General features: G+C 38.8%; 15 protein-coding genes and 1 pseudogene. 9 read left to right on the plus strand and 7 right to left on the minus strand.

Features of this window, described 5'->3' with window-relative positions; translation table 11 throughout:
• Positions 1 to 1913 precede the first annotated feature (1913 nt).
• Entirely contained in the window at positions 1914 to 2204 is a 291-nt protein-coding gene (locus FNK51_RS14035; RefSeq protein WP_098370854.1) for a hypothetical protein, read from the minus strand.
• A 557-nt stretch (positions 2205 to 2761) separates the two neighbouring features.
• Positions 2762 to 2965 carry a hypothetical protein gene (locus tag FNK51_RS14040; RefSeq protein WP_141993744.1) on the minus strand — a complete coding sequence of 68 codons (204 nt, stop codon included), beginning with the start codon at positions 2963 to 2965 and terminating at the stop codon, positions 2762 to 2764.
• A 484-nt stretch (positions 2966 to 3449) separates the two neighbouring features.
• Here FNK51_RS14040 and glsA point away from each other — a divergent pair, with 484 nt between their 5' ends.
• Complete coding sequence (gene glsA, locus FNK51_RS14045) at positions 3450 to 4391, plus strand: glutaminase A (protein ID WP_141993809.1); 942 nt, start codon at positions 3450 to 3452, stop codon at positions 4389 to 4391.
• A gap of 271 nt (positions 4392 to 4662) precedes the next feature.
• Here glsA and FNK51_RS14050 read toward each other — a convergent pair whose 3' ends face one another.
• Positions 4663 to 4857: a hypothetical protein gene (locus FNK51_RS14050; RefSeq protein ID WP_141993745.1), complete on the minus strand. Its 195-nt coding sequence runs from the start codon at positions 4855 to 4857 to the stop codon at positions 4663 to 4665.
• Positions 4848 to 5360, minus strand: coding sequence for a tyrosine-type recombinase/integrase (locus tag FNK51_RS14055; RefSeq protein ID WP_098370939.1), 513 nt, complete (start codon positions 5358 to 5360; stop codon positions 4848 to 4850). The genes FNK51_RS14050 and FNK51_RS14055 overlap by 10 nt, the downstream gene beginning before the upstream one ends.
• 439 nt (positions 5361 to 5799) lie before the next feature.
• Here FNK51_RS14055 and FNK51_RS14060 point away from each other — a divergent pair, with 439 nt between their 5' ends.
• From FNK51_RS14060 to clpP, 3 genes are all read left to right on the plus strand, one after another.
• Entirely contained in the window at positions 5800 to 6060 is a 261-nt protein-coding gene (locus FNK51_RS14060; RefSeq protein WP_098370857.1) for a hypothetical protein, read from the plus strand.
• 435 nt (positions 6061 to 6495) lie between these two features.
• Positions 6496 to 7203 (plus strand): sigma factor, encoded by a 708-nt coding sequence (locus tag FNK51_RS14065; protein WP_141993746.1) that lies wholly within the window; start codon positions 6496 to 6498, stop codon positions 7201 to 7203.
• Between the two features lie 30 nt (positions 7204 to 7233).
• Positions 7234 to 7818 carry an ATP-dependent Clp endopeptidase proteolytic subunit ClpP gene (clpP, locus tag FNK51_RS14070; protein WP_098370859.1) on the plus strand — a complete coding sequence of 195 codons (585 nt, stop codon included), beginning with the start codon at positions 7234 to 7236 and terminating at the stop codon, positions 7816 to 7818.
• Positions 7819 to 8026: 208 nt separating this feature from the next.
• Here the strand turns inward: clpP and FNK51_RS14075 are convergent, their stop codons facing one another.
• On the minus strand, positions 8027 to 8920 hold the full coding sequence (locus tag FNK51_RS14075) for a TauD/TfdA dioxygenase family protein (RefSeq protein WP_098370860.1): 894 nt from the start codon (positions 8918 to 8920) through the stop codon (positions 8027 to 8029).
• Positions 8921 to 8950: 30 nt separating this feature from the next.
• Positions 8951 to 9940 (minus strand): ABC transporter substrate-binding protein, encoded by a 990-nt coding sequence (locus FNK51_RS14080; RefSeq protein ID WP_141993747.1) that lies wholly within the window; start codon positions 9938 to 9940, stop codon positions 8951 to 8953.
• 379 nt (positions 9941 to 10319) lie between these two features.
• Between FNK51_RS14080 and FNK51_RS14085 the strand changes: the two genes are divergently transcribed.
• Both FNK51_RS14085 and FNK51_RS14090 read left to right on the plus strand, forming a co-directional pair.
• On the plus strand, positions 10320 to 11090 hold the full coding sequence (locus FNK51_RS14085; RefSeq protein WP_377413241.1) for an ABC transporter ATP-binding protein: 771 nt from the start codon (positions 10320 to 10322) through the stop codon (positions 11088 to 11090).
• A 31-nt stretch (positions 11091 to 11121) separates the two neighbouring features.
• Positions 11122 to 11946: an ABC transporter permease gene (locus tag FNK51_RS14090; protein ID WP_141993749.1), complete on the plus strand. Its 825-nt coding sequence runs from the start codon at positions 11122 to 11124 to the stop codon at positions 11944 to 11946.
• Between the two features lie 59 nt (positions 11947 to 12005).
• Here FNK51_RS14090 and FNK51_RS14095 read toward each other — a convergent pair whose 3' ends face one another.
• Positions 12006 to 13232 carry an ATP-binding protein gene (locus FNK51_RS14095; protein ID WP_141993750.1) on the minus strand — a complete coding sequence of 409 codons (1227 nt, stop codon included), beginning with the start codon at positions 13230 to 13232 and terminating at the stop codon, positions 12006 to 12008.
• Between the two features lie 645 nt (positions 13233 to 13877).
• Here FNK51_RS14095 and FNK51_RS14100 point away from each other — a divergent pair.
• The 3 genes and pseudogenes from FNK51_RS14100 to FNK51_RS14110 all read left to right on the plus strand — a co-directional run bounded on the left by FNK51_RS14100 (position 13878) and on the right by FNK51_RS14110 (position 16322).
• The gene (locus FNK51_RS14100) at positions 13878 to 14804 is read left to right on the plus strand and encodes a glycerophosphodiester phosphodiesterase (RefSeq protein WP_141993751.1); all 927 of its coding nucleotides are present in this window, start codon (positions 13878 to 13880) and stop codon (positions 14802 to 14804) included.
• Between the two features lie 34 nt (positions 14805 to 14838).
• Positions 14839 to 15544: pseudogene (locus FNK51_RS14105) on the plus strand (zinc-binding dehydrogenase); the annotation flags it as partial.
• A 325-nt stretch (positions 15545 to 15869) separates the two neighbouring features.
• Entirely contained in the window at positions 15870 to 16322 is a 453-nt protein-coding gene (locus FNK51_RS14110) for a hypothetical protein (protein ID WP_141993752.1), read from the plus strand.
• Positions 16323 to 16349: the final 27 nt, after the last annotated feature.

Genomic DNA, 16349 nt, shown 5'->3' on the forward strand with positions numbered 1-16349 from the left:
CCCCCCCCCCCCCCCCCCCCCCCCCCCCCCCCCCCCCCCCCCCCCCCCCCCCCCCCCCCCCACTAAAAGTCACTATCAATAGCGAAGCCAATAGTAAGGGCTATATAAGGCACGCCTCACGCACCTACCTACCACAGCCTATACCGTACCATATTAGGTACTGAGGGTAGAGTAATAGTAAGGAAGGGGAAGGGCATTGGACAGCACAGCGAGGCAAGGACAGGACTAGGAAGTACAATGACAGACAAAAGAAAGAACAAGAAAGAAGAAAGAAACAACAATAAAAGAGAATACAAAGAATGAAGATCAGCGAGGCTAGACCGCTGTTAACCAGCACAATAGAAAGATAGTTCAAACCAGTTACACAGGCAAGGGGTAGGGACGGGAGGAGGTATGTCTCCAGCACCTCGTCTGGTACTTGCTATATATACACCAAGTTTTTTAAAAATCTTTTTATGGTAAGATTTGGTGACTATTTGGGCTTTTGCTTTAGTACAAAGTAGGGATTGGATAACAGGCAACCGTTTCAATAAATCTTTCATCAAAACCATAGAACGTCCAGAATGTACCATTCCACCTATATCCTGCAACTTCACCATATTGGAGGTACGTGGGGTAAAACCAGAATCCCTCGCCATTTACTAACCAAACATAAGTGTAATTATATAAACAGTCGACTATATAGTGTGAAGGAAACGGTTTTGGTGGAACGTATGGCGGTGGAGGGGATTGTGGTTGTTGTCTCATTGAATCTTGAGGTTGATAAAATTCCATATGCTTTCACTCCTTATTAGATAGGTATCCAACATAATATGCTGAAACAAGCTGAAGAGATTAAAAATTGGGCAAATAAGCAAACTTTTGCTTATTTAATATCAGTCCTTTCCTTCTACATCCCTTTTACAGTGTATAATTGATATGGGGTAAAAGATTTGGCTAATATGAAAGCAGCCATTCTTTTAAAAAAATTTTACGGCTTTCCCAGAACCTTTTGAGGCTGGACGAGGACATAAAAAAGAGATTCCCTTTCTGCAATTACAAAAGTAAAGGGTTCAAAAATTGAACCAGGACTGAAGAAATATTTTTACGTAAAAGACAGTTACACTATATTCCCAATGGATGGAAAGTTTAGTTATTGTTTCAGAATTATATGACGGTGAAAGTTTCCCTTTATTGGATGAATTAAGAATAGCCTAAATATTGAACATAGTAGGAAAATATGGAACAAATGTTAATTCAAAGAAGAAGCCAAGAAACAATTTAATAACTAAAAGTAGAAGAGTGTTACTGTTAGTTGCAGTAGCACCTTTTTTTGTCCATACAAAAGTAGAGGATTCAACCACAATAGCAATACCCTAGATATTTACAAATTATTTGATGTGAGAAAAGATACATTGCTATTGAAGAAAAAACTGTATATAATCATTATTATTAGATAGTAGTGTGTTGAGATAAAATATTTATAATTACAATTACCTGTAGAATTACATAATATCACTGTAAATAAACGTATAATAAGATATGGATACTGGAACTTTCCGACTCAAAATCATGTTCCTCTGGAGTGCCGGTTCGACCCCGGCCACCGGTATCATCAATAGGGAAGAATCGCTATTACAAAAAGCTTCACACTTAATTGTGTGAAGCTTTTTTGTGTTTATGACGCACTACAACATATGTACAAATAATGTGCGGGATATTGTGCATTGATTTTTCATCACTCAAGAATGAAGGCGATACATGAATTTATGTGCCACAGATATTGCGGGGAGTCATAAGAAATATTCTCTATTAAATAATTATTTTATCAGCAATAGTATAGAGTACGTTTGTTTTTACGATTAATAATAAAACGAATGGATCAAAGAGTATTAACTCTACCATTCGTTCCGTTAACAGATTGGTCAATGATTTTAGATTTCAATATTCATAGCACTTAGCTCTGCTTCCGTATAGCCAGAAGAGGATAGTGCGATTTCAATTTCTTCAGCAGCCTTATAATCAAATAATTTAAATTTAGACATTAAAGCGAAAGCATTTTGATTTTCAATTGCCAAGGCAACAGCTTCCACGTCTTGCAATAACTTCAGGTCTTCAATGTAGAATTGAGCGGTTCTCATTGCTAGATACTCATTCATTGTAGTCGAACTATAGAAAAGACTTGTTAAAGTGGCGATTGCGTTAGGAACGAAAATCTTATTCATAATTACCCCTCCACTATTCTTAATATTCTGTCATTAAGTCACTTCTAGTATGAGTCACGATAAAAGTGTTGTCAATCTTTATCTTTTGTGCATTTTAACTCACCAGTTGAAAGTAGATATGTATATAACAGGCGACTTTTCCAAAGGCAAAAGTGATTGCCCGAAGCGCACGAAGTACGCGAAAGAATGAATGTTGCTGAGTTTACGAAACGAACCAAATTACATGGGACATGTTGATTCAAGCTCGATTGCTAGGTCTCGGAATCGATCATAACAAGATGGATAGAAGCGATACATATTATTTACTTCATTCCATTTACTTTATTCAACAAATGGGCCGATTTTACCTGCTTAAAAAAAGACAGCTCATAATCGAGTTGTCTTATTTATTTAAGTTGAATCTGGTTGAGCATCCAGTAAATAGCTGCAAAAAAAAGCCAGTGTCACAAGTGGCACGATTAGGCCGAATTTTTTGGGGTTTTTTATAAATTCTTTCATTGATGAGATCCTTTATGTGTTTGAATATTTCAAAGGGCTAATGAAACAACAGATCCGTATTAACTGTAAAGAAGGCGGGCTTCCACATTACGCAGCTCTCCAGATGAAACACAATCAGCCACAATTATTTGCAATGTTCTAGTAGCTGTCATTCGTTTGTCTGGATGCTTCATTTGTAGATGCTGTTGTATCGCTCGGAAAAGTTCATTATTTTCTGGACGGTTGGCGTTATAGATTTCTTGTAAACTTTTCGATTTTCCCATGGCTTTTCCTACTTTCCATCAATTGTGAAATACATATGAAAGTTTAATAATATTCGTATGGTCTATATTTCCGTCTGAGGGCGTATAATTCCTTCTTTTTTCAATTAAATCTTCTTTAAAGAACAGTGAAGTTGCTCCTGATTTTTTACAAGGCGTTAGCTTAGCTGTCTTACTGCTTTACCGTTGTCGCATATCTTTGTCTTTAACACGACGAAAATAATTCAGAGCCTGTGCCTTCAGATAAGACAGGAGGGAAGTATGATAAGTCCTTACAAAGGAGAATTAAAATCAGTAAATAATTGATGAAGCAGCATTTGAAAATTTCTATAAAACGAAGAAAGTAGCGCCTTTAACCTTCCTTCTATTTATTATCCGCTTCGTATTTTTTAAATAATATCGATGAAATATGGTAATAAATAATAAAACCACTATTTAAGACACTTCAAATAACAAATTTTCTAAGGGGCGGCAAATTGTGAACAATATGGGATGTCAATGCAGGTCCAATGACGAGTTACAGCAACTGGTCGATCAGGCAAAAGAATATACAAATATGGGAACGGTGGCAGACTATATACCTGCTCTTGAAAAGGCAAATCCTAGGAATTTATCAGTTGCTATTTACTATCCTGACGGAACAGGATATTGTGCGGGGGATGTAAGTGGGAAAATGACCCTGCAAAGCATATCGAAAGTTTTGACACTTGCTCTTGTATTAATGGAAAAAGGGGAGGAATATGTCTTTTCCTATGTAGGTAAAGAACCTACTGGTGACCCTTTTAATTCGATTGCCAAGTTAGAGACAAACAAGCCATCCAAGCCGTTAAACCCGATGATCAATGCAGGAGCATTGACTGTGACCCACATGATTGCAGGTGACAGTGTGAATGAACGATTCAAGCGTATTTTAGATTTTATCCGGGAAATGACACAAAATCCCACTATTGGTTTTAATGAAGATGTTGCTCGGTCAGAATACAATACAGCAGACTTAAATAGGTCGTTAAGCTATTTTTTAAAGCAGCATAATGTAATAAATGAGGATGTGGAGGACTTAATCGAATTGTACTCGAAGCAGTGTGCCATTGAAATGGACAGCCAGGATTTGGCGAGGATAGGCTGTGTGCTGGCCATGAATGGGAAAGATTTGTTGACGGGAAAGCAAATCATCCCCGGGGACATTGCCCGTATTTGCAAGACATTCATGGTTACCTGCGGCATGTATAACGCATCAGGTGAATTTGCCATCAATGTTGGCATACCGGCTAAAAGCGGTGTTTCAGGGGGAATCATGGGGGCCGTCCCCGGAAAATGTGGGATTGGAATTTATGGTGCAGCGCTGGATGAGAAGGGGAACAGCGTTGCCGGGATAAAAATCTTGGAAATGATGGCGAAAAAGTATTCTCTAAGTATGTTTAATTTTTAAACATTGACACCATTAGCGATGAGTCGATGATATTAATCAAGTTATTTTTATTCGGATGTTGTCTGGCTAAGGAGAGTCAGAGAAAAGAGAGAATGAAGCCTGGAATAAGAGCTTTTTCGTTATGTTTGGTGTGATTTTACAGGAAAAGGCCTATCAGATTGGTACAGTGGCATTATTAAATGAGGTTCAGTCTATATCCTTAAAGAAACAAATCACTCACTTTCACGGCAAAAAAAGGACCTCTGCACATATGGCAAGGGTCTTAAGGTGATCATAACAAGTTGGATAGGAGAGATACTTTTTTATATAATGCATGTACCTCTTTATTCCGATGTTCCCCGATGTCATTTCTAAGGTGGCCTTCCAAATCGGTCATTAAATCAGCTAATTTCAATGCCTTTTGCCTATCGGAAATATTGCTTCGAATGATATATTCATATTTTGCATTGTATTCAGTCAGTGACATTTCTTCCGTCCTCCCATAATATCATTTAAGCTGTCCTCTGTTCCTTCATCAGCAATCCCTATGTACTTTAGTGTAATTCCAGGATGTGAATGATTAAGGAGCATTTGTAACTCAGCAAGGTCCTTACTTCGTTTATAGTGCCAGTACCCGAACGTTTTCCGCATGGTATGGGTACCGACGCCCTCGATGTCCACCATGTCCGCTGCTTTATTAAGCTGTCTATAGGCTTGTATCTTGCTAATTGGCTTATCGCCCTTGCGTGAGGGGAATAGCCATTCACTATCGATGGTGGCTATATAGGCTGCCAATTCATTACATACATTATTAAGCTGTATTATTCTTGGCTTTTTTGTTTTGCCTTCCTTGATGATGACCTCCATCTTACCTTTAATGTCCTTTATCTTCAGCGATAATAAATCAGACACACGCAAGCCGGTATTGATGCCTAACAAGAACAATATGTAGTCTCTCTCGCTGCAATGTCTCTTCAGTGACCATTTCATATCATCTAATTTTTCCAATGATCTGATTGGTTGAACGTCAATTAAATGTTCTTTTGGCAAATGAGATCACCCTTATTTCACGCTAATGGAATCAGTGTTTTGAATGTATACTTTTTTATTAATTTAAGAGTAACACTTGAAAAGGATGGAAGTCAATGTGAGGTGTATCTGATATTTTTGGGACTGTCCACTTTTAAGGGTTCGGAGTATTTTAGTTGTTTATTCGTATTAAGGTTGAATAAGGGCATTAAAAACTTCTGGAACTTGATATAATGAATCTATAGGAATATTTTTCTAAACTGATGTTTTGATGGATATTTAAAAGATGAATTAATTCATTCTGAATTTATTATGCTTTAACAGGATTGGGGAAACCACCAAGAAGAGAGGTTTAGTTATATTGAAAAAGTTACTGCCTTTAATGTCAAGGTTGTTTACTATGGCAATTATGGTTGCGGTTTTTTACTGTATGTTCATGTTCGCAGATTTGGAGAATGAAAAGACAGACAGCGGGCGTCATAACGAGCGATCAGTTAATTTTGAAGAGATGAGCGATCAAGAAGAGAAGCCAGCAGGTTCTTTGGTGAACTATTGTAAAGATAGCGCTAATGAGAGTCGCACCTCCAGTTGGTTCGGTATTGAAGAAAACGTTATGGAACCTAGCGAATATACGGTTGAATGCATTGAACACTTGGAATAGCAGCAGAGTTCCTATGGATCAACCGTAAATTTGAAGTTCAGGACAACAAGGATATCCGGGACGTCAGGGTATAGCGAAAAGGTAAGGACATATTGCCGAACATTACCGTGAGCGGGGGGGCATCCAAAGATTTGGCTGGTTGGCTTAATGGAACGGAGCGGGATTTACGGGGAATATGAAGTGTTTTGGAAAATAAGAATTCGCTGAAATGATTGGTGACGAATGGGTACAGCGGGGGAGGCCATATTTGCTGCATATAGAACATTGACACTAGCCTGTTAGGATCTTAACCAAACAGGTTTTTAGTATGAAAGGAAATCCAATGGAAAAAATGGAATAGAATAGAATGAAGAATGAAGGAAAATTTTCCACCCCCATATCTTTTTCTCTTTCTGAAACGTTTATAGGATAGAGGGTGTTGAAGGAGTGAGAAAAATGATAAATAAGTTAAGGGAAGATATTTCTGAAGAAAAGGATAACGGTGCGATTTTGCGTGAAGTCTATCCTGAATTACTTCGGTTTTGCCGATTCCTGACCCAAAATAATTGGGATGGGGACGATTTGGCACAGGAAACGATATTGAAGGCAATGCAGGGCTATGGAAAGAAAACCGAGATAACAACGGCTTTATTGAAGACAATAGCCCGCCATTCCTGGATTGATACGATACGAAAAAGAAAAAAAGAATCATTAGACGAACTGTTGGATATCGAACAACAGGGATCAGTTGGGGGAAATGCCTTTGAAACGGTTGAATATATAATAAAGTCACTTACCCCGAAACAAGCCGTTGTTTTCCTGTTAAAGGAAGGATTCCTCTATCGGTCAAAAGAAATCTCAGATTATTTACACACCACGGAAACGGCTGTAAAGGCAATCTTGAACCGTGTGAAAAAGCGTTTTGCCGATGACGTTGAAGAGCGTAAGTTGTCTTGTGTGGAAGATTGGCAGGATTATGAGGAACAGCGGCTCATGTCACTGATGACACAGGCTTTAAAAGCCCAGAATCCTGATATCCTCATTAGAAGCATCCCATCTTTCAAATCCCTGAACAGTGAATCGATGATTCCTAAACTTATGAATCGTTCGATTCTTTCCAAATCAAGCTTCACTCCTTCAAACACACTCTCAATGGCCGCATAGCCAATATCATTGTTAGGAGGAAGAAGAGATATGACCACAATTCCATATGTAATTGAGCAATCAGGCAAGGGTGAGCGCTCGTATGATATTTATTCCAGACTTCTAAAAGACCGTATCATCATGATTGGGGAAGAAATCACCGATCATTTAGCCAATAGTGTGGTTGCCCAATTGTTATTCTTGGCAGCAGATGCACCTGAGAAGGAAATTACCATCTTCATAAACAGTCCGGGGGGATCGACCAGTGCCGGTTTCGCCATTTATGATACGATGCAATATATTAAGCCTGATATCCGGACTGTATGTACGGGGATGGCTGCATCATTCGGTGCCATGCTTTTATTGGCGGGTACGAAAGGGAAAAGGTGCGCTTTGCCAAATAGTGAAATAATGCTTCATCAACCGCTTGGTGGTGCGAGGGGGCAAGCCACGGAAATTGAAATTTCTGCCCGAAGGATTTTGAAACTAAAGGATCATATCAATCAAATCATTTCGGAAAGGACTGGGCAGCCTATCGAAAAGGTGGCGAAGGACACAGATCGTGATTACTTCTTAAGCGCAATAGAGGCGAAGGATTACGGTATAATTGATGAAATAATCGTTCAGGATAATTAATCCTGATAAAAACGCCATCAGTAAGTCAAAAATAAGCTGGATGAAAACGAAAAGAAACTGTCGATATCTATATCGGCAGTTTCTTTTTTACCTTTGACATTACTCCAATAAGGCCAGTTCCTCAGGAGGTTTGAGTGTTTACCATTCAACTCAGTCATTCGCTTATGGGGAAGTCAAGTAATGGATTCTTACACTTGATACAGGAGTTTTATTTCTTAATAATTAGTCTGCTCGACTCGTTCTCCTTGTTTACGGGAACGTCTTTTCCTACAGTGACCCTGCGAACGACGCGGTGCTGGTCCCCGTAATCGGCAATAGCGTAATGCTGCGTGGCTAGGTTATCCCAAATGACCACGTCCCCTTCACTCCATTGCCAACGCACGGTATTTTCTAAGCGCGTGACGTATGAATCGAAGATGCTTAATAATCTTTCAGATTCACTTGTTGTATATCCTTCCACTCTTCCAGCAAAGCCGCCTAATAACAAATGCTTTTTTCCTGTTTCTGCGTGCACGTGAACGACTGGATGCCTTGTTTTATAAATGGTCGATTCGAATATATCACGATATTTCTTTTTAACCTCATCATCAATGTTTTCGGCTGGTTTGAATTGTGCATAATCATATTCATTTGTATGGATTGCCCATAGTCCATCCGCTAATTTCTTCAATCCATCCGGCAGGTCCTCATATGCTTTATTGGTATTTGCCCAGACTGTATCGCCGCCAACATCAGGGATGGTTACACCTCTTAAAACAGAGTATTTAGGAACTTCTGGAACAAAAGTGACATCAGTATGCCAATGGTTTGCTTTAGCACCCCGTTCGGAATCAAGTTCGAAAATATAGTTAGTATTGTCTTTGACCGGTACTGTAGGATGTGCATAAGGCTCACCCAATAGTTTGGCAAATGCTTCTTGGCTGGCATCGTCCAAATGGTTTTGACCTTTGAAGAATACGACTTTATGATCGTTTAACGCTTGTTTGATTTCACTGAAAATAGCTAAATCCAAGTCTCCGCTTAATTGGACTCCTTGAATTTCCGCTCCAATCCTTCCTGCTACGGGTACCACTTTTAATTGTTGTGTTTTAGTTTCCGTCATAATCAATCTCCTCCTGTAAGGTATGTTTTTTTATTTTTTAAAAGCTTCATCAATGTACTCATTGTGGATCTGATTTTTAAAATTAAATGATTTCTTGATATAACCCACACCAGCTAAAGTATCGATTGATTCTTGTTGTGCCTTGATGGCATCTTCGGTAAAGTAGATATTTGGTTCTTCAGCTGTTATTATTTTTTTGACTGTGCTCACAGGCAATTTAGTTTCTTTAGAATAAATTTCAGATGCTTCATCTGGATTTTCAATTTGCCAATCGGCAGCTTTTTTATAAACCTTTAAGTAGGCCTCGACGATTTCAGGGTGTGCTTTTGCAAACTCGTTACGTGCAATGATTGCACCAGGAGCTAATATTTTTCCTTTTACATTAAGTGCGACTGCATTACCTTTTTCAATATTATTAAGGTAATAAGGGTTCCATATCGCCCAGGCGTCCAATTGTTTGGTTTCAAAAGCGGATTGAGCATCATCCGGTTGTAAATTGATGAGTTTAATATCATCAGTCGTTAAACCATGTGCTTTCAATGCCTTGATTAAATACACATGACCCGTTGTCCCCGAGGCAACACCGATCGTTTTTCCCTTTAAGTCTTCAATCTTCTTTATGTCACCTTCTGGCTGAGCCAGGATCCGGACAGATGACTCACCTCGACCTGTTTGTGCAATCACTTCAAATGGCAGATTCTTATCAATTCCGGCAATTAGTGCACCATCCCCTAAAAAAGATAGGTCAACCCGATTGGAAGCGAGGGATTCCAAAAGCGGGGGACCACTCGGGAATTCACTCCACTCGATTTGGGCATCCAGTTTAGAAAACTCTTCGTCGAACAATCCCTTTTCCTTTGCAATGACCAATGGCCCCATCTTGCCATTTAAGGCAATATGAACTTTAAGTGGGTCACTTTTCCCGGAGGCTTTACCGGCATCGGAATTACAACCTGCCAATACAGCAATGCTAATGATGGCAAGTAATACTGCGGTTAACTTGTTACGATATTCCTTCATGAATTCCCTCCTTTTTTATTACACTTACCACATCTGGATAGTCAGATTAATGACAAAAAAGAGATTCAACGAAGAGTATGCCGGGGTTACTCTTCATTGAATCTCCGGTAGTCCAGTTGATTCACATGACCTTTATTTAATTGGTTTTTTGTGAAGCGGATTTGTGTATGAATGCATCTTAACAGGTGTTAGAATAATCTGTCAATTTATTTATTGATTAATCCGATAAAATAAATTGGTATTCGGTGTTGATTATAAATAATCGATAAGTTAATATAAAATGAAATATTGAATCGACTAGTTAACTAGAGATTCAGCAAAGGGACAATATGTGCCTTATTGCTGGATCTCTATTTTTTTTATTTGAGAAAGGGTGAGGATATTGGTAGCGACGTTAGAAATTAATCATGTAAGCAAAACATTTAAGAATGATAATGAAAGTGTCCATGTTTTGGATAATTTAAATCTGAGCGTCAAAAATGGTGAGTTCGTCACCATCATTGGTCCGAGCGGCTGTGGGAAAAGCACATTATTAAAGCTGGTCGCAGGACTTGATTCAGACTTTGACGGCTCGATCATAGCAGGGGATCATCCGGTTAGTGCCCCTTCTAAAGACCGTGGTTTCATTTTTCAGGAGCACCGCTTATTTCCATGGCTAAACGTGGAGAAAAATATTGCAGGTAACCTTCCATTAAAAAAACCGGATATTAGAAAAAGGGTGGATGATTTAATTTCACTTGTTAAACTAAAAGGATTTGAAAAGGCGTATCCACGCCAATTATCAGGTGGAATGTCGCAGCGTGTTGCCATTGCCAGGGCCTTATTACGTAATCCTGAAGTTTTATTGCTGGATGAGCCATTCGGTGCATTGGATGCTTTCACGCGAACGCATCTTCAAGAGGCTTTGCTAGAAATATGGGAGAAGAATATGACAACGATGGTGCTTGTCACTCATGATATTGATGAATCCATCTTTTTATCGAGCAAAGTGGTAGTCATGGAGGCAAAGCCTGGACGGATTAAAGCTATCGTTCCAATTGATTTACCATATCCAAGAACTCGAACAAGCAAAGCGTTTCAGGAATTCAGGACCGTCATTTTAACCCAACTTGATCATCATCCTGAAGAAAGGGAAGATTGGAGCATTTAATTAATTTTTGAAAAAAGGAAGGATGAAAAATATGTCTACACAGACCGTTGCTCAAAACAAGTCGCTTGTCATAAGGAAAACGAAAAAACAATCCAAACTTGCCAAATCAGCATTGCGGGGTTCGTTCCTTCCCGTTGTCGTGTTGATTGCATGGCAATCATTAGGTTCGGCTGGCATCCTGCCGGCCCAATTATTCTCATCACCTTTATTAATCGTCACGACTTTCATTGATCTCGTTCAGTCAGGGGAAATGGGCATGCATTTACAAATCAGTTTAACGCGGGCTCTTCTTGGCTTTGCATTAGGTGGTTTTTTAGGCTTATTGCTAGGAGTCATCGTTGGCATGCAAAAAAAATCCGAAGAATATCTTAATCCAAGCATTCAAATGTTACGAACAGTTCCTTTACTTGCGATTACCCCTTTATTCATTATGTGGTTCGGGTTTGGTGAACTATCCAAAGTGCTGCTTATTGCTTTAGGTGCTTTTTTTCCTCTATATTTACAAACTTTTTTGGGCCTTCGGAATGTGGATAAAAAACTATACGATGTTGCCCGAATCTTAGAGTTTAGCCGTCTGGAACAAATAACGAAGCTCATGATTCCGGCAGCTTTGCCAAACATATTGCTTGGTATCCGTTTAGCCTTAAGTGCGGCTTGGATGTGCCTGGTCGTAGCTGAATTGTTGGGTGCGGATAGAGGGGTGGGCTTCATGATCCAGGATGCCCGTTCATTCATGCAAACGGACGTCGTATTCGTAGGCATCATCATTTTTGCCCTCGCTGGCAAAATCTCCGATTCGTTTGTCCGTTTTTTAGAAAATCATTTATTGAAATGGCAAGATAGTTTTAAAGCCTAATTGAAAAGGATGACCGCCCTGTTTTGGGTGGTCATCCTTTTCTTGTTTGTAGCGTGTTTTTAATTGATTTCTCTATGTAAGGGCAAATAAATGGTGAACGATGTTCCTTTGTTCAATTCGCTCTGCACCACGATTTTCCCTTTGTATTTTTGAACGATGGAATAACAAACGGTCAGGCCGATACCTGTTCCCCTGTCTTTAAGCGAATAAAATGGGGTGCCGAGTATTGCAAGCTGTTCTTTGGAGAGGCCTATTCCTGTATCCGTTATTCGTATTTTTGCCATAGTGCGTTCCTGCTCTGTTTCCACTTTGATGAATCCGGGATTGTTCATTGACTCAATTCCATTTTTCATGATATTGACCAGTATCTGCTTAAGCTCGATGGGATTCATGTTAATGTGCAGGTCGTCACGGAAATCCAAGAGAAAGCCTATGTTGCGATTATTGGCGAAACTCGTTAATAGATCGGAAATCTTTTGGATTTCGAAATTTAAAGGAATGACCTGTACATTATCCGTTTGAGGTTTTGCCAAAGACAAATAGTCATTGATTATCACTTGTGTATATTCAAGTTCTGTAAGCATGGTCTGTACATAAAATTTTTCCGTTTCATTCAGTTCCTTCTCTTGATCTAATAACTGGGCAAATCCTTTTACGACTGTAATCGGATTACGTATCTCATGTGCAATGGTGGCAGCGAGCTGTCCGACTGAGTTCAGTTGTTTGGCCTGCTGTATTTCCTTATGAAATGCATTAGTGGATTCCACCCTATTATTGGTTCCTATGAATACGAATACCAATATGATTTGTATAGCGATGAAATTAAGCGTGTTGCCGAAACTATCCAAAGCGACATATTCATAAGTATATTGAAGATCCGATTTTGAAATGATCAAGATGGAAGCGGGACCTAATATGAAATTTAAAGTGGCGACAATATAAAACCCGATTTTATCAAAGAGAAAAATGGGAATCAAGGGTGCTAAAGCAAATAAAGCCAGCATGATTGCGGTATCTGGAAATATCAAGAATTTTCCGTATAAATAAACAGTAATTAAGAAAATGAATAGGGTTTTATAAAAATTGACTTCTGTTTTTAAGTAAAATAACAGAGAAATTATCATCCCCGATATTAAAATGACCTGTAATATCATCTCGTAGGGATTATCTTTCCAACTTATAGGTGATACAGAAATCCCAACTAATAGTAAAAAGGATATCATTGCCATGAATGCTTTCAGTATAAATCGGTGTTTGTTTTGATAATATTGATAATTTTTTAACATAATTCCCCTTAATATTAATATTCTGTTGTTTGCTTAATAGTAATATGATACTAGTTTTTTGTAAATCAGAAAAAGATAGATTTTGCCATCGATAGTCTCTCTATATATAGTACCGGAAGGGGAGGTCAAGGAGTTAGGGAACAATTCTGTCCATGCCCCCTTGGTATGTCAACATTGTAACATCTGATCTAATATCTGAAATTTATCGGCTTTAAGCATGGTTTATTATGGATATAGCAGACTTGACGTATTAATGAAACGGTTAAAGACTTATTAAACAGCGAAGAAAGGAGTTAAGTAACAAGGAGTAAATGGTTAGTTGTTGGTATTTGGGTGACTGTTTTTTTCTACTATTTCAATATGTACATGCCAAGAAACTTTTTATATTTTCTTATTAGATTACCAGTATCCATGTTTAGCACATTTCTCATTTATAATTTTTTTGGATAAAGAGGCTTAATCAAATAATTAAGCCATCATTCATATTGGGTTAGGTACAACGAACTAATGAAAGCGCTGTGGGTAATTTTTTTGATAGGTTATTTTACTCATTTTGACTAATATATTATTTCTTTACATTATATTATCTGTAGATTCACATTCCCCTTCTAAAATGATGGTAATAATAGGAGGGAGAGAGGGAAAATGAAAACGAATATAAAGAAATTCGGTTTTTGTATGATGAGTGCGGCCTTTATATTGCAAGCTACTTCCATGGGGGCCTCAGCTGCAAATGGAAATCATTCCAATTCATCTATTTATGAGAAGAAAATCGTGAATATTGCACATCGGGGAGCTTCTGGTTATGCACCTGAACATACCATTCCCGCTTATCAATTGGGAGAACAAATGAAAGGTGACTACATAGAAATCGATCTTCAGATGACCAAGGATGGAAGATTGATAGCAATGCATGATGAAAAGGTGGATCGTACGACGAATGGTACAGGTCTGGTGAAGGATTTAACGCTGGCAGAAATCAAGCAACTGGATGCCGGTTCATGGTTTAATGAAAAATATCCGCAATTGGCAAAAGAGGTATATGAAGGGTTAAAGGTTCCCACTCTTGAAGAAGTCTTTAAGAAGTTCGGAAAGCAGGCCAATTACTATATCGAAACAAAGTCCCCTGAAGTATATCCAGGAATGGAAGAAGAACTTCTGCAGGTTCTGGAAGAATATAAAATGGTGGATTCAAAAGGCCGTACCAAGAATGTATTAATACAATCGTTCAGTAAAGAAAGCCTTATGAAGGTTCATGACATGAATCCAAAGTTACCGCTTGTGCAACTCTATTCTTATAAGAACCCAGCAACCATTTCAGATGAAGAATTGGAATCCGTTAAGGAATATGCAATTGGCGTTGGCCCGAACTTCAATAAGGTTGATGGACAATATGTGAAGATGGTTCGCAGTCATGACCTTCAATTCCATCCATATACAGTAAATGATAGAGCGGATATGAAAAAGGCTCTTGAATGGGGTGCAACGGGGCTGTTCACTAATTATCCTGATGTATTCAGCGAGGTACTAAGAGAGTACAAGCATGATAATCACAATGAAAATGGGAATTAATAAGTAGTTATGTGAGTCCCGGTTTTCCGGGGCTTTTTTTGTAATAGAGTCATGTGAACTTGAAGATGAGGCACTATTGTTCATGTCCGATGTGCTGCCAACCGCATATTGGAGTGTAGAGAACGCTGGAGTCAAGAAAGATGATACGGTAGCGGTACTTGGATGTGTCCATTGGCTTGATGGCTCAGAAGTTCGCTTGGATGAAAGGCGCAAAAAGGGTCATTGCAATCGACAATCTTCCTTATAGGCTCAATAAGGCAAAACAGATGAATAAGGTTGAGGCGTATAACTTCGACGAGTATAACGATATGGGCAGCTACATTTAGGAAATCACTTCAGGCGGGGCCGATGAGGTCATAGATTGTGTGGGTATGGATGGCAAGAAATCAACGATCGAGGCGATTGAGCAAAAGCTGAAACTTCAGGGCGGAACGTTAAGCGCGATCGAGATTGCACTTAACGCCGTACGTAAATTCGGTACGATCCAATTGACTGGCGTATACGGATCCAAATATAACATGTTCCCATTAGGCAATTTATTTGAAAGGAACATTAACCTGAAAATGGGGCAAGCACCAGTCATTCACTACATGCCAAAGCTTTTTGATGAAATCACGGCTGGAAAGTTCGACCCCACGGAAATCATATCCCATAAAGTCCCTCTCGAAAAAGCGAGTGAAGCTTATCAAATCTTTAACGATCACGAAGATGAATGCATTAAAGTGGTGTTAAAGCCATAATCTGAAGCTTATAAAAAGTCCAATTCATGGAGCTGCATTGGACTTTTTGGCTATGTTCACAAATAGTAAATGGCGTATTATGGATAAACGTATAAAAGAGTTGTGAAATATGAATGATAATTATGCCTTTGAACTGAAGAAATCAGGATTACACTGATTTTTTTACTATAATGGGTGGCTTTCGTTTCAGGGGAATCCGGAAATGTGACGACTGACCCTTCAATTGATGAAGGAGCATATGCCAAGTGAACTTGAATAAGGGTTTTTGGTAATGAGATGGAGTATTTATATTATATAATGATAGTGACAAAAGGAGGATGTATAGATGGTATATAATTCGGCAGCAGAACTTTGTGAAGGGTTTGGGTATCCGCCCGTTCACGTTAAATTGACGATAGAGATCGTCGATAAGAGATTGGGACCTGTAACGGCGGAAGCAGAGATTGCCATCAAGCCTGTTAAGTCAAAGGAATATCTAGAAGTATTGGTGGAAGAATTGGAATCGGAGCATATCTTTGCTGATGAAAATGGCAGTATCTATGGCAGCTTCGGCATCGATCAAAGCATCCAGATATATGATGAAGTCCTGACTACAATTCCGTTCGAAGAGTTAATAGGAAAGGAAAATTGGAAAGAGACAATTGAGGAATCAATTACTGTGGATAAGATAAAGGAACAACTGGGGAAATCCCTCAATGATTATCAATTCAGTGATTTGAGCGGGAAATATAAATTCAGGAAAAGATGTACGATAACGGAACTTCAATTCATAGAATAAACCAAACTGGAGAAGGCGAAATGCTTT

The sequence above is a fragment of the Bacillus sp. B4EP4a genome (assembly GCF_006680105.1).
GTDB lineage: Bacteria > Bacillota > Bacilli > Bacillales > DSM-1321 > Peribacillus > Peribacillus simplex_E.